Here is a 12,983-nt window from a genome sequence, read left to right as displayed (position 1 = left end):
AATTGGCACAACATAAAAACGTCCCAAAGTCCACTTTCCTACGCTGGTGTAAACCAGATCAGGTTCCAAGGGTCTCAAAGTCTCACTTTAATCTCAGCCTTTAATTCAAAGGCACCCCTAGTGGTAAAATTTTGTTATTTAATTCTTCATTAATCATAATAGCATGGCGGGTAGAAGAGTCAAGCAATATGAGAAAAAGTAAATTGTAAAAAAATTTAGTGTTAATTGTGAACATTATGTGACATTTTTTATTAAATTCTGTTAATATAAAAAATAAAAACGAAATAGTGGGGGAATGAGAAGTGGGAAAACTTCTTATGTACTTTTATTTAATTGTTGGTTTATATTGTCTTGTAAGCGGATTCTTAGCGTTGTTATCACATGGATTCCAGCATGCTGTATTGTCACTGTTCCTTGCAGCATTTAATTTCGCGATGTTTTCTTTATTCAAGAAGGAAGGAAAGCTGCCCCGATTACGCCTAATCAAAGGTCGTAAAGGGGAGATGGCGAAGATTTAGTTAATTTAGCAAGTGATATTTTTATGAAGCAAGGTCAAGTTCGGACAAAATCCCGACCGCTCAAGCCAAATCTGTCCGAAGTAGGATCAAGTTCGGACAAAATCTCGTCCGCTCAAGCCAAACTTGTCCGAAGTAAGGCCAAGTTCGGACAACATCTCGTCCGCTCAAGCCAAATCTGTCCGAAGTAAGGCCAAGTTCGGACAAAATCTCGTCCGCTCAAGCCAAATTTGTCCGAAACAAAACCATGTTCGGACAAAATATAGTCCACTCAAGCCAAATTTGTCCGAAGTAAGACCAAGTTCGGACAAAATATTGTCCACTCAAGCCAAACTTGTCCGAAGCAAGACCAAGTTCGGACAAAATATAGTCCACTCAAGCCAAATTTGTCCGAAGTAAGACCAAGTTCGGACAAAATATTGTCCACTCAAGCCAAACTTGTCCGAAGCTAGACCAAGTTCGGACAAAATATAGTCTGCTCAAGCCAAACTTGTCCGAAGCTAGACCAAGTTCGGACAAAATATAGTCCGCTCAAGCCGAATTTGTCCGAAGTAAGACCATGTTCGGACAAAATATCGACGGCTCAAGCCAAATTTGTCCGAAGTAAGACCAAGTTCGAACAAAATATTGTCCACTCAAGCCAAACTTGTCCGAAGCTAGACCAAGTTCGGACAAAATATCGTCCGCTCAAGCCGAATTTGTCCGAAGTAAGACCATGTTCGGACAAAATCTCGACGGCTCAAGCCGAATTTGTCCGAAGTAAGACCAAGTTCGAACAAAATATTGTCCACTCAAGCCAAACTTGTCCGAAGTAAGGCCAAGTTCGGACAACATCTCGTCCACTCAAGCCAAATTTGTCCGAAGTAAGGTAAGGTAAAGACAAAAAAACAAATGAGACCAGGTCACCCACAAAAATGGTGCCTGGTCTCATTTGTTTTAGTGTGAGTGTCCTGATGTCATAACCCAGATGGATCCTGCAACAATGACGACAGCGATAAAAGCTGAATAGATAATATTGATATTATTGGTTACTTTATCATCGCCTTCATTGATGTGCATGAACATGTATAGCTGGATTCCGGCCTGGACAACTGCCAGTGTACCGATGATCCACATGACTGCCTTCATTGATAAAGAGCTCTGAAGGGCAATCCATGCTGCGCCGAATGTCAGGACGAGTGACATGAAGAACCCGATGACATGCCCGAGCGGGAAGCCTTTAGAATGATTATCCATATTACATCACCAACCCTCTAAGATATACGAAAGTGAAGATGAAAATCCAAACGACATCAAGGAAATGCCAGTACAGTCCAAAGATGAATGCTTTGCGTGCTGTGATTGGTGTCAATCCTCGCTGCACGATCTGGATAATCAGCAGGATCGCCCAGCCAATCCCGATGGTAACGTGCAATCCGTGTGTTCCAAGCAAAACGAAGAAACTGGATAGAAATGCGCTTGTCTGCATTGTTGCACCTTCATGCACATAGTGCATGAATTCGCGGATCTCCATGAAAAGGAATCCGCCGCCTAGCAGCAGTGTAAAGACTAACCACATCAGCATGCCTTTGATATTGCTGCGTCGCATTTCAAAGATCGAGATTCCCATAGTAAAGCTGCTTGTCAAAAGCAAAAACGTCTGAATCATAACATCTGTTACTACGAAAATATCCTGCTGTGTAGGTCCTCCGGCATAACGTTCACCGAGCACTCCATACACTCCGAAAAGGGTAGCGAAGAGCACGATTTCCGCACCAAGGAAGACCCAGAATCCAAGGATATTCATCCTGTTTTGTTCTGTCTGGTATTCAAGCGGTAAAGCGGCATTGACTTTAGCTGACATGGTTCTTCACTCCTTTGTTCGCACCTTTTCTCCATTTATTTTCTGTTTCAAAGACTTCATCCTTGTGCACATGGAAGCCTTCATCATAGTCAAATGAACGGAAGGCAAGTCCTGCGAGAATACCTAGAGCGGCAACCCCAGCAGCAATCGTCCATTCGAAAACAAGCAGGAATCCGGAAATTCCGAATACTACACCCATATAGATCGGGATCCATGTGTTACTTGGCAAGTGGATTTCTTCAATTTCATCTTCAGCAAGAGGCTGAAGTTCATTGTTCTTTTTCATATGCCAGAATGCATCAAGCTTCGTAACCTCAGGGAGGGAAGCAAAGTTATAGTGCTGTACAGGTGTAGCTGTTGCCCACTCGAGCGTTCTTGCATCCCATGGGTCATTTCCGATATTGCGGTCAGCGTACCGTGCACTCCAGTAGATATTGTATACAAGAGCCGCAAAGCCTGCTGCAAGAATCACTGAACCAACTGCAGAAATCATCATTAATGGACCAAACCCAGTTTCAGCTGAGTACGTGTACGCGCGGCGGACCGCACCGTCAAGTCCAAGGAAGAACATTGGCATGAATGTCACGTTGAATCCAACAACAAACAGCCAGAAATGCCATTTACCAATCTTTTCGTTCAGCATATATCCGAACATTTTAGGCCACCAGAAGTAAAGACCTGCAAAAATCGGGAACACAACCCCAGGAATCAATACATAATGGAAATGTGCCACAAGGAATAACGTATTGTGATACTGATAGTCAGCGGCAGCCATCGCCAGCATGACTCCTGTTACACCGCCGATGACAAAGTTAGGAACGAACGCCAGCGCCCAAAGCATGGCTGTCGTAAACTTGATCCTTCCTTTTCTCATCGTAAACAGCCAGTTAAATACCTTCACACCGGTCGGGATGGCAATTGCCATTGTCGTGATCGAGAAGAATGAGTTCACTCCTGCGCTGTTTCCCATTGTGAAAAAGTGGTGAACCCAAACGAGCATACTTAAGACAGAAATCATCACAATTGAAATGACCATTGATTTATACCCATATAATGTTTTACGGGCAAAAGTCGAAATAATATCTGAAAGCATCCCGAATGCAGGCAGGACTACGATATAAACTTCAGGATGTCCCCATAGCCAGAACAGGTTCGCCCAGAGCATATCCATACCGCCGCCGGAGATGGTGAAGAAGTGTGTACCGAACGTGCGGTCAAAGGTCATCAAAGCCAATGCTACTGTAAAAATAGGGAAGCTCGCTACAATGATGATCGATGTGATGAATGATGTCCATGTGAACATCGGCATCTTCATCAAGGTCATGCCTTTAGTTCTCATTTTTAACACTGTGACAACAAAGTTAATACCAGTCATCAAAGTACCTGCACCAGCAATTTGCAGGGCAACTGCGTAGAAGTTATTCCCGATGCCTGGGCTGAATTCTTTACCGGCAAGAGGGAAGTAGGATGTCCACCCTGCGTCAGGTGAACCACCAATAATGAAAGAAATGTTGAACAGCGCTGCTCCGCTTACTGTTAGCCAAAAGCTAAGTGCGTTCAGCTGTGGAAAAGCAACATCACGTGCGCCAATCTGGAGCGGAATCACAAAGTTCATGAGACCGATCAAAAGTGGCATCGCCACAAACAAAATCATGATGACACCATGTGTTGTGAATACCTCGTTATAGTGCTGGGCATTCAGGAAACCATTTTCCGGAACAGCTGTCTGGCCTTTCATCATCAAGCCATCGATACCGCCGCGGAAGAACATCACGACACCTAGCAGAATATACATAATCCCGATTTTCTTGTGGTCAACAGTCGTGAACCACTCAGACCATAAGTAATTCCACTTTTTAAAATAAGTGATTCCGGCTAATGCGCCGACTATTGTCAGAGCAATCCCGATTTGTGAAGCGAAAATAAGTGGATCACCTGTTACAAAAAATTCATCCCATTTAATGCCCACTGTGGTCACCCCCGTGTGAATCTTCAGTTTCAGATTCTTTATGCTTCATATCTTCCTTGTTTTCATGATTGGACTTCTCATTGTTTTCATGATTGGACTTCTCATTGTTTCCATCTTTATTTTTGTAATTGTCCTTATCTTCAAAGATCTTTCCTGGTCAGCCATGTCCTCTGTCATACATTTCTGGATTCGTGTAGTTCTTTGAGTGTGGATCAGAATGGTCAACCCATTCAAGGTGCGTATTAGAGAATGTCTTGCGGCCAAGATGGGAAGGCTCAAGCATTTTCTCATACTCCTCTAATGTCATTTTTGGCGCAGTTTCTTTTACATCTTTAATCCACTGGTCAAAATCTTTCTGTGTCTGCGAAAGTACTTCGAACTCCATGCCTGCATAACCTTGGCCGTTAAAGTTCGTGTTCTTTCCTACATATGATCCAGGATTGTCTGCAACGAGGTAAAGCTGAGTTTCTGCTTTTGCCATCGTATACTTTTAGCCAGCCAAAGCAGGGATCCAGAAGCTTTGCATCGTACCTGCTGAAGTCAGCCTGAAATCGATCGGTCGGTCTTCAGGAATATTCACATAGTTGACCGTTTCGATTCCTTGTTCCGGATAACTGAAAATCCACTTCCAGTCAGCAGATGTAACGTTAATGACAAGAGGCTCTTTATTTTCATAGCCTTTCGGGATTTCATCTATTGCGTAAATTGTTTTGACCGTAGGGATCGTCAAAGCAATGATAATTAAGATTGGAATCACTGTCCAAATTATTTCCAGTACCGTGCTGCCATGTTCTTCTGGTGGCTCGTAATCCTTATTGTCTTTGCGTTCACGGTATTTCCAGACGATATATCCGAAAAGACCGAATACAATGACCGTAACGAGTAACATCAATGCAATCGAAAAGTTGATTAACTCAAGAATTTGCCTTGCAATTGGTCCCTCTGGATTGAATACCACCATATTGTTTTCACAGCCGCTAAGCAACAGCACAGCCATGATCGAGGTGAGGGAGAACAAAAAAAGTTTTGATTTCTTCATCACTGCAGCTCCTTTCAAATATCAACCTTGTTCATTCTATCACAAATTTATGTTCATTTGTTCACAAAGTTGTTGAAAACAACCCTGAAAAGAACGGTAAGTTGTGGAAAAGGTGTGATAAAAATCACACTCTTTTATTTGTAATCATTCTAACATGGAAATTGTTACGGTTTTTAAGGTAAATGTGAACAAATTATGAAAACAAATAATGTCAACTTGGTGAATTAAATTAGAATCTATTGACGAAAAAGCAGGGTCCTCACATAGAGGCTCTGCTTTAAGAGATTAAGAAACTTTATTTCGTTCGATATATGTTTCCAATGAAGGATGAAATTCTTTTTCATAGTAGCCATCCGGACAAGCCTTAATTACGATCGCCATGCATGAAGGATCTTTTTTTACTTCTAACGCTGTTTTACAATGTGGGCACTTTTCAACAAATAAAATCATCTCAAAACCCCTCCAATAATTCCTATTTGTTTAGTATGAATTAAATTCAGCGTAAATTCAATGGTTAATAAGACCAATTGTGGTACGATGGAAGATATTGAAGGTATCAAAAGGAGTTGTCCTAATGCAGGAAGCAGTTTCGCTTATACATAACAAACAGGTGATGAGAGGGATGGCACATCTTCCATTTATGGACCAGAAGGAGGTACCTGCTGTTATTCTTCTGCATGGTTTTACCGGAAGCAAGCTAGAGCCACATCGTTTCTTTTTGAAAATTTCAAGGCACCTCGAATCTCTTGGGATTGCCAGTTTCCGTTTTGATTTTTTAGGGAGCGGTGAAAGTGACGGGAAGTTTGAAGATATGACTGTATTGAAAGAATTATCAGAGGCAGAAACAATTCTGGAGTACGTCCGTTCACATCCCCGCATTCATGGCGAAAAAGTAATTGTCCTTGGTTTTAGTATGGGAGGTTTTGTGGTCAGTCTCCTTGCTGGAGAACATCCAGAGAAAATAGAAAAACTTATCTTACTTGCTCCAGCTGGCAGTATGGCAGAAGAAGTGAAGGTTATTGTGAAAAATTCTACATATATAAAGGAAGAGAGTGCTTACGACATTGGTGGGGATTTAATCGGAAAAGAATTTATTGAAGAGTTGAATACAATTGATGTGTGGGAAGTGGCGAAAAGATATAAAGGGGATGTTCTGCTTATCCATGGGTCAAATGATCAAGCAGTTTCAATGAAGGACTCCATAAAATATCAGGAGAAATGCTACCAGGAGCAGGCGAAGCTCCACATTGTGGCTGGGGCAGATCATACCTTTAATTCGTACCATTGGGAAAAAGAAGTCATTGAGAACATTTGTCATTTTGTAAAATAGAACTAATGGAGGTGGATTCACATGTTAATAGAAAATTTATCAGGTAAGACAGTGATTGTAACTGGTGCGAACAGCGGAATTGGATATGAAGCTGCAAAATATCTTTCAGAAAAAGGAGCCCATGTTATTCTTGCAGTAAGGAATGAGCAAAAGGGGAAAGCTGCTGTTGATTCCATACTGCAAGAAAATCACATAGCTTCATTAGAAATGATGAAGCTTGATTTAGCAGACCTCAACAGTATCCACCAATTCACAACAGCTTTTATGGAGAAATACTGTTCCTTGGACATATTGATAAATAATGCAGGGGTCATGATCCCGCCATTTGGCAAGACGAAGGATGGATTTGAGCTTCAATTCGGCAGCAATCACCTCAGCCACTTTGCGTTAACAGGCCTTTTACTGCCAATTTTGAAAAATACATCTGGTTCCAGGGTTGTCACTTTAAGCAGCATTGCCCATCGGGGAGCTTCGATTGATTTTGATAATCTGGATGGCTCAAAGGGCTACAAAGCCATGAAGTTTTACGGACAGAGCAAGCTTGCAAACCTGTTATTTGCTAAAGAACTTGATCATCGGTTTAAAAAGAATGAAATCGAGACAATAAGCGTCGCCTGTCACCCGGGAATATCAAACACTAATTTGTTTCATCTAGGTAAAGGTGAAACCCCAAAATACTTGAAAGGATTGATGAGATTCTTTTCACAGCCTGCAGAAATGGGTGCGCTGCCAACGATTTATAGTGCCTTGGATGATAGCCTGAGCGGCGGTGAATACATTGGTCCTGACGGGAAAGGAAATAGAAAAGGATATCCGGCAATTGAAATTCCTGGACCAGGCGTTTTTAATCAAGAAACAATGACAAGATTATGGACAGTATCCGAGGAATTAACGGGTTTACAGTATGATTTTTAGAGACTCTATTACAGAGTCTCTTATCTTTTAATTACTATATCAAAATAATAATTATAATGTAAGCGTTTTCAATTATATTAGTTCACAACCCTTTGTTGTTGGTGAAAAAGTGTTCATATATTGTTCAACATTTCACAAACTATTATTCTGTTTATGTGATAATCTATAATTAGAAAAGGAAAAGGAGTGATCAAGATGATGTATTGCGAATTTAAACCCTTCTCAACAGATACTGAAACATATACTCAAGAAATGCTCGAAGAAGTAATTGGTGATGAATTCGAGGCGATGATGTATAAAGATGATACAGAAATACCAGCATACATCTGGACAGTCAACTTTGTTGTAATAGTGAAAAGAAGTACGAAGTTTGTAACAGACATCAGTTTTGAAAAAATACCTAGAAATCCAGTTTGCGAGTAAATTATTTTTTAGTTACTCTTGTGAAAATATTCACAAACTATATTTTTATCAATATATGATTCACATAACTGCAGCAAATGAACCTAATATCATAAGGAGGTCCTGAAGATGGGGACAGTTGAAAAAGTAGTAAAAGAGCAATCATCCGTTACAAAAATGGTCGATAGTCTATTAGAAAAAGGAATAAAAGCGTTAGCTACAATGCGCGAGCTTGATCAAGAAACAGTAAATAAAATCGTGAAGGAAATGGCACTGGCAGGACTTGATCAGCATATGCCATTAGCAAAGATGGCGGTTGAAGAAACCAAACGCGGTGTTTATGAAGACAAGATTATTAAGAACATGTTTGCTACCGAGTATGTGTACCACAATATCAAATATGATAAAATGGCTGGCATCATCGACGAAAATGAGCATGAAGGCATGATTACGATTGCAGAGCCAGTTGGTGTGATCGCAGGCGTAACACCGGTTACGAATCCAACCTCGACAACCATGTTCAAAGCGTTGATCTCAATCAAGACAAGAAACCCTATCATCTTCGCTTTCCATCCATCTGCGCAAAAATGCAGCAGCGAGGCAGCTAGAATCCTGCGCGACGCAGCAGTTAGAGCAGGGGCACCGGCAGATTGTATCCAGTGGATTGAAAAGCCATCTCTTGAAGCAACACAAGCTTTAATGAACCATTCGAAAATTTCGATGATTTTAGCTACTGGCGGTGCTGGCATGGTAAAATCCGCCTACAGCTCAGGAAAGCCGGCACTAGGTGTTGGTCCTGGTAATGTACCTTGCTATATCGAAAGAACTGCAAATGTTAAACGGGCTGTCAATGACTTGATTTTATCAAAAACATTCGATAATGGAATGATCTGTGCCTCAGAACAGGCGGTAATCATCGATAAAGAAATCTATCATGAAGTAAAAACAGAAATGATCGAGAATAGCTGCTACTTTTTAAACGAGGAAGAAAGATCGAAAGTCGAGAAGCTTGTCATCAATGAACACTCGTGTGCTGTTAATGCTGATATAGTGGGAATGCCAGCTCATAAAATTGCTGAAATGTCTGGTGTGTCAGTACCTGAGGAGACTAAAATTCTTGTTGCTGAGCTGAAAGGTGTAGGACCTCAATATCCGCTTTCTCGTGAAAAGCTTAGCCCTGTGTTAGCATGCTATAAAGTGAATGGAACAGAGGAAGGGTTTAAGCGCGCAGAAGAGATGCTTGAATTCGGCGGTCTTAGCCACTCTGCTGTGATCCATACAACAAATGATGAAGTGATGAGATCATACGGCTTAAGAATGAAGGCTGGCCGCGTCATTGTAAATGCACCATCTTCCCAGGGTGCGATTGGTGATATTTATAATGCCTACCTGCCATCATTGACTCTCGGCTGCGGAACTTACGGTGGAAACTCGGTGTCTACGAACGTAGGTGCAGTCAATCTGATCAATGTTAAAAAAGTAGCGAGAAGGAATGTGAATATGCAGTGGTTTAAAGTGCCTTCAAAAATATACTTTGAAAAGAATTCAACACAATATCTTGCGAAAATGCCAAAAATCTCAAAAGCATTCATCGTAACAGATCCTGGTATGGTGAAACTGGGGTATGTTGATAAAGTTCTTTACCATTTAAGAAAGCGTCCAGACTACGTACACTGTGAAATCTTCTCTGCTGTAGAACCAGATCCGTCAATTGAGACCGTGATGAAGGGCGCAGAAATGATGGCGAACTTCCAGCCGGATGTCATTATTGCCCTCGGCGGCGGCTCGGCAATGGACGCGGCTAAAGGAATGTGGCTGTTCTACGAATACCCGGAAGCAGACTTCCATGGCTTGAAGCAAAAGTTCCTTGATATCCGCAAGCGTATTGTCAAATATCCGCACTTAGGACGCAAAGCTCAATTTGTAGCAATTCCTACAACATCTGGTACAGGTTCAGAAGTGACATCCTTCTCGGTTATCACCGATAAAAAAGCGAACATCAAATATCCGCTCGCAGACTATGAGTTGACTCCAGATGTGGCGATTGTTGATCCGCAGTTTGTCATGACGGTTCCAAAACATATTACTGCTGATACAGGAATGGACGTATTGACGCATGCGATTGAGGCGTATGTCAGCTGTATGGCAAATGATTACACAGATGGCCTTGCCATTAAAGCAATTCAGCTTGTCTTTGAATATCTTCCACGAGCGTATCGAAATGGCCAGGATGAAGTTGCACGTGAGAAGGTGCATAATGCCTCCACGATTGCCGGAATGGCGTTTGCCAATGCATTCCTGGGAATAAACCATAGTTTGGCGCATAAGCTTGGTGCTGAATTCCATATCGCCCATGGCCGCTCCAATACGATCTTAATGCCGCACGTCATCCGATATAACGCAACAAAACCAAAGAAATTCACGGCTTTCCCTAAATACGAAAGTTTCGTGGCAGACCAGAGATATGCTGAAATAGCCAGGATTCTAGGACTTCCATGCCGTACAATTGAAGAAGGCGTTGAAAGCCTCGTTCAGGAAATCATCAAATTGGCAAAGGAAATGGATATTCCAATGAGCATTGAAGCGAACGGTGTAGATAAAGCAGAATTCGAAGCGAAGGTTGATCAGCTTGCAGACCGGGCATTTGAAGACCAGTGCACAACAGCTAACCCTAAACTTCCATTAGTGTCAGAGCTTGCAGAAATTTATCGATTGGCATTTAAGGGAGTCTAGGAGGTAAATAGAAGAAAGAGGGATGGAATCCAGATTCCATCCCTTTTATAAGTAACTCGACCTATTAGCTATATGAATCAGTTTAAAACTGTTCTATTTACCTAGTGAAAATAGCAATAACTTAACTAGTTTGTATTTTTAGAATATTATATCATTTATCCCGGATAACTATTTTACTAATCCGGGAGGTAATGATGAAAAAGAAACCTTATCTATCAATCGCATTAGCAGCAGGTCTAGCAGTAAGCAGCTTTGGGGCACCGGCCATTTACGCAAAGCAGGCAGAGAATCCGCAACAAGTTCAGCCATTCAAGGTTTTTGACAACAAGGTCCTGAACAAAATTAATGTAGAAAATATCTACAACAATATTGAATACCTTTCAAGAACACCCCGGGTTGCAGGTACAGAGGCCGAGTACCAGGCGATTCAGTATGTCAAACAGCAATTCGAGTCATACGGATACGATACAGAACTTCAGGAGTTTACTTTCTTCGGCTACACAGCACCACACACAGTCGAGTTGACAGTAGATGGTTATTCAGGCGAAATCAAGCCGAAATCCTTTACATATGGGATGGATGGAAGTCCTTCTGGTAAGCTGGTTTATGTAGGTTTAGGAAAAGCAGAGGATTTCGAAGGTCAAGATGTTACAGGTAAAATCGTTTTGATAAAGCGAGGTTCTATTTCATTTGCAGAGAAAGTCTTGAATGCATCAGCTAACGGTGCAGCAGGAGTTATTATTTTCAACAATGCACCTGGAGACCTTAACGGTACCTTTGGGTCCCCGAATGATAATTATGTACCGGCTGTGGCCATTTCTCAGGAAGTTGGACAAGCTTTAGTGGATCAGCTCAGCAGTGGTGAAAATTTAACAGGATCGATTAACATTGAAGGTGCAGATGCTGGCATGAGAACATCTTTCAATGTCATTGCCACTAAAGCACCTACGAATAAAAATAAATCAAAAGACGGAATCATCGCATTGGGTGCCCACCATGATTCTGTACCTGGAGCACCAGGTGCAAACGACGATGCATCAGGTACGGCAATGACCCTCGAATTAGCTCGTGTCATGAAGGATTTGCCGACAAATTTGGAAATGCGTTTCATTACCTTTGGCGCTGAGGAACTCGGATTGATTGGATCACGTTATTATGTAAGCCAGCTTTCCGAGGAGGAAAAGAATCGCTTTGTGGGATACTTTAACATGGATATGGTAGGCAGCAGGGATGCCGGTGATTTGGTGATCAATACACCAGATGGAAACCAAAACATTGTTTCTCAAACTGCTCAGGCTTCCAGCGCCAGATTAAATGGTGAAGCAACACCGATCCAACCTGGTGGGAGCAGTGACCACGTAGCGTTCTTTGAGGGCGGAATTGCTTCTGCATCGTTCATCCATCGACCGCTTGAGCCCTGGTACCATACACCAGAAGATACAATTGACAAAATCAGCAAAGAAAAACTGCAAGATGTAGCAGAAATTGTTGGTACAGCTGTCTATGATATCGCCCGTCCGGAGAATCAGGGACCAAAGGCCAACAAAGGAAAAGAACAAAAAGTCCCGCACCTTTACCACGAGCAGGAAATTAAATAACTAATGAATCACCAGGTTCATCGATTATTGGTTGAACCTGGTTTTTGTTTCCCTATTTTTTGTATGGAAGCAACAGTGATAAATACGCAGAAATGGAAAGGGGGGCACAGATCACTTCCGTGTTTTTACTGTTTTTTTCCAGAGGGATAAGTAAAGATAGCTGGATTAGACAAAGACTATTTTCAGAGGGGTGATTTTCACTAAAATATTTCAGATAAGAGGGCATGAAAACAATATAAAAAGAAGGTCCCAGAGGAACCTTCTTCTTTAAACAAAACTAATATTATAGTTTTGATACGTTAGCAGCTTGTGGTCCGCGAGCGCCTTGCTCAACGTCGAAAGAAACTTTTTGACCTTCGTCTAATGATTTGAAACCTTCAGATTGGATAGCAGAGAAGTGTACGAATACGTCGTCTCCACCTTCGCGCTCGATGAATCCAAAACCTTTTTCTGCGTTAAACCATTTTACTGTACCTTGTTCCATTTCTTGTTACCTCCCAGTGCGTTAGCACATTATGTTACTATCCTTGCCCAAAGTGATCATTAAGACGAAATAATTTCTATCCTTTACACCGAACAAAAATAATTCTTCTTAAGAATAACAGGATGTGGAAGAAAAAGCAACTTAAATCTATTTTT

General features: G+C 41.6%; 11 protein-coding genes, 1 pseudogene and 1 riboswitch. Of the genes and pseudogenes, 6 read left to right on the top strand and 6 right to left on the bottom strand.

All coding sequences use genetic code 11. From position 1 onward, the window contains the following. Positions 1-18: 18 nt before the first annotated feature. A riboswitch (TPP riboswitch) is annotated at positions 19-129 on the bottom strand. Between the two features lie 173 nt (positions 130-302). Next, the gene (locus tag LC048_RS10190) at positions 303-518 is read left to right on the top strand and encodes a hypothetical protein (protein ID WP_226600972.1); all 216 of its coding nucleotides are present in this window, start codon (positions 303-305) and stop codon (positions 516-518) included. Positions 519-1,451: 933 nt separating this feature from the next. On the opposite strand, the gene qoxD is transcribed toward LC048_RS10190, so the two are convergent. The 5 genes and pseudogenes from qoxD to LC048_RS10165 all read right to left on the bottom strand — a co-directional run bounded on the left by qoxD (position 1,452) and on the right by LC048_RS10165 (position 5,816). Next, a complete protein-coding gene (gene qoxD / locus LC048_RS10185; RefSeq protein WP_226600971.1) occupies positions 1,452-1,751 on the bottom strand; it encodes a cytochrome aa3 quinol oxidase subunit IV in 300 nt (99 codons plus the stop codon). A 1-nt stretch (position 1,752) separates the two neighbouring features. Continuing rightward, positions 1,753-2,358 (bottom strand): cytochrome aa3 quinol oxidase subunit III, encoded by a 606-nt coding sequence (gene qoxC, locus LC048_RS10180; protein WP_226600970.1) that lies wholly within the window; start codon positions 2,356-2,358, stop codon positions 1,753-1,755. After that, complete coding sequence (gene qoxB / locus LC048_RS10175) at positions 2,348-4,327, bottom strand: cytochrome aa3 quinol oxidase subunit I (protein WP_226600969.1); 1,980 nt, start codon at positions 4,325-4,327, stop codon at positions 2,348-2,350. Before qoxB ends, qoxC begins: the two co-directional genes overlap by 11 nt. Further along, positions 4,317-5,366: pseudogene (qoxA, locus tag LC048_RS10170) on the bottom strand (cytochrome aa3 quinol oxidase subunit II). The gene qoxB and the pseudogene qoxA overlap by 11 nt, the downstream one beginning before the upstream one ends. 285 nt (positions 5,367-5,651) lie before the next feature. Then, positions 5,652-5,816 (bottom strand): hypothetical protein, encoded by a 165-nt coding sequence (locus LC048_RS10165; RefSeq protein WP_306050160.1) that lies wholly within the window; start codon positions 5,814-5,816, stop codon positions 5,652-5,654. 124 nt (positions 5,817-5,940) lie between these two features. On the opposite strand from LC048_RS10165, the gene LC048_RS10160 reads away from it, so the two are divergent. From LC048_RS10160 to LC048_RS10140, 5 genes are all read left to right on the top strand, one after another. Next, positions 5,941-6,696, top strand: a complete 756-nt coding sequence (locus LC048_RS10160; protein ID WP_306050158.1) for an alpha/beta hydrolase family protein — start codon at positions 5,941-5,943, stop codon at positions 6,694-6,696. A 21-nt stretch (positions 6,697-6,717) separates the two neighbouring features. Beyond that, positions 6,718-7,611, top strand: coding sequence for an oxidoreductase (locus LC048_RS10155; protein ID WP_306050156.1), 894 nt, complete (start codon positions 6,718-6,720; stop codon positions 7,609-7,611). A gap of 195 nt (positions 7,612-7,806) precedes the next feature. Continuing rightward, positions 7,807-8,034, top strand: a complete 228-nt coding sequence (locus LC048_RS10150; RefSeq protein WP_226600964.1) for a hypothetical protein — start codon at positions 7,807-7,809, stop codon at positions 8,032-8,034. A 108-nt stretch (positions 8,035-8,142) separates the two neighbouring features. Further along, on the top strand, positions 8,143-10,746 hold the full coding sequence (gene adhE / locus LC048_RS10145) for a bifunctional acetaldehyde-CoA/alcohol dehydrogenase (RefSeq protein WP_306050154.1): 2,604 nt from the start codon (positions 8,143-8,145) through the stop codon (positions 10,744-10,746). Between the two features lie 194 nt (positions 10,747-10,940). After that, complete coding sequence (locus tag LC048_RS10140; RefSeq protein ID WP_371932057.1) at positions 10,941-12,344, top strand: M28 family peptidase; 1,404 nt, start codon at positions 10,941-10,943, stop codon at positions 12,342-12,344. A 283-nt stretch (positions 12,345-12,627) separates the two neighbouring features. Here the strand turns inward: LC048_RS10140 and LC048_RS10135 are convergent, their stop codons facing one another. After that, positions 12,628-12,828 (bottom strand): cold-shock protein, encoded by a 201-nt coding sequence (locus LC048_RS10135; protein WP_023614374.1) that lies wholly within the window; start codon positions 12,826-12,828, stop codon positions 12,628-12,630. Positions 12,829-12,983 lie beyond the last annotated feature (155 nt).

Source organism: Mesobacillus subterraneus (genome assembly GCF_020524355.2).
Taxonomy (GTDB): domain Bacteria; phylum Bacillota; class Bacilli; order Bacillales; family Cytobacillaceae; genus Mesobacillus; species Mesobacillus subterraneus_C.
The sequence above is the reverse complement of the archived record's forward strand: the minus strand, read 5'-3'. Positions and strand labels throughout refer to the sequence as shown.

Excerpts from the sequence above, each read along its gene's own strand:
- qoxD (WP_226600971.1), bottom strand. The coding sequence starts at position 1,751 with ATGGATAATCATTCTAAAGGCTTCCCGCTCGGGCATGTCATCGGGTTC.
- qoxC (WP_226600970.1), bottom strand. The coding sequence starts at position 2,358 with ATGTCAGCTAAAGTCAATGCCGCTTTACCGCTTGAATACCAGACAGAA.
- LC048_RS10165 (WP_306050160.1), bottom strand. The coding sequence starts at position 5,816 with ATGATTTTATTTGTTGAAAAGTGCCCACATTGTAAAACAGCGTTAGAA.
- LC048_RS10160 (WP_306050158.1), top strand. The coding sequence starts at position 5,941 with ATGCAGGAAGCAGTTTCGCTTATACATAACAAACAGGTGATGAGAGGG.
- LC048_RS10155 (WP_306050156.1), top strand. The coding sequence starts at position 6,718 with ATGTTAATAGAAAATTTATCAGGTAAGACAGTGATTGTAACTGGTGCG.
- LC048_RS10150 (WP_226600964.1), top strand. The coding sequence starts at position 7,807 with ATGATGTATTGCGAATTTAAACCCTTCTCAACAGATACTGAAACATAT.
- adhE (WP_306050154.1), top strand. The coding sequence starts at position 8,143 with ATGGGGACAGTTGAAAAAGTAGTAAAAGAGCAATCATCCGTTACAAAA.
- LC048_RS10140 (WP_371932057.1), top strand. The coding sequence starts at position 10,941 with ATGAAAAAGAAACCTTATCTATCAATCGCATTAGCAGCAGGTCTAGCA.
- LC048_RS10135 (WP_023614374.1), bottom strand. The coding sequence starts at position 12,828 with ATGGAACAAGGTACAGTAAAATGGTTTAACGCAGAAAAAGGTTTTGGA.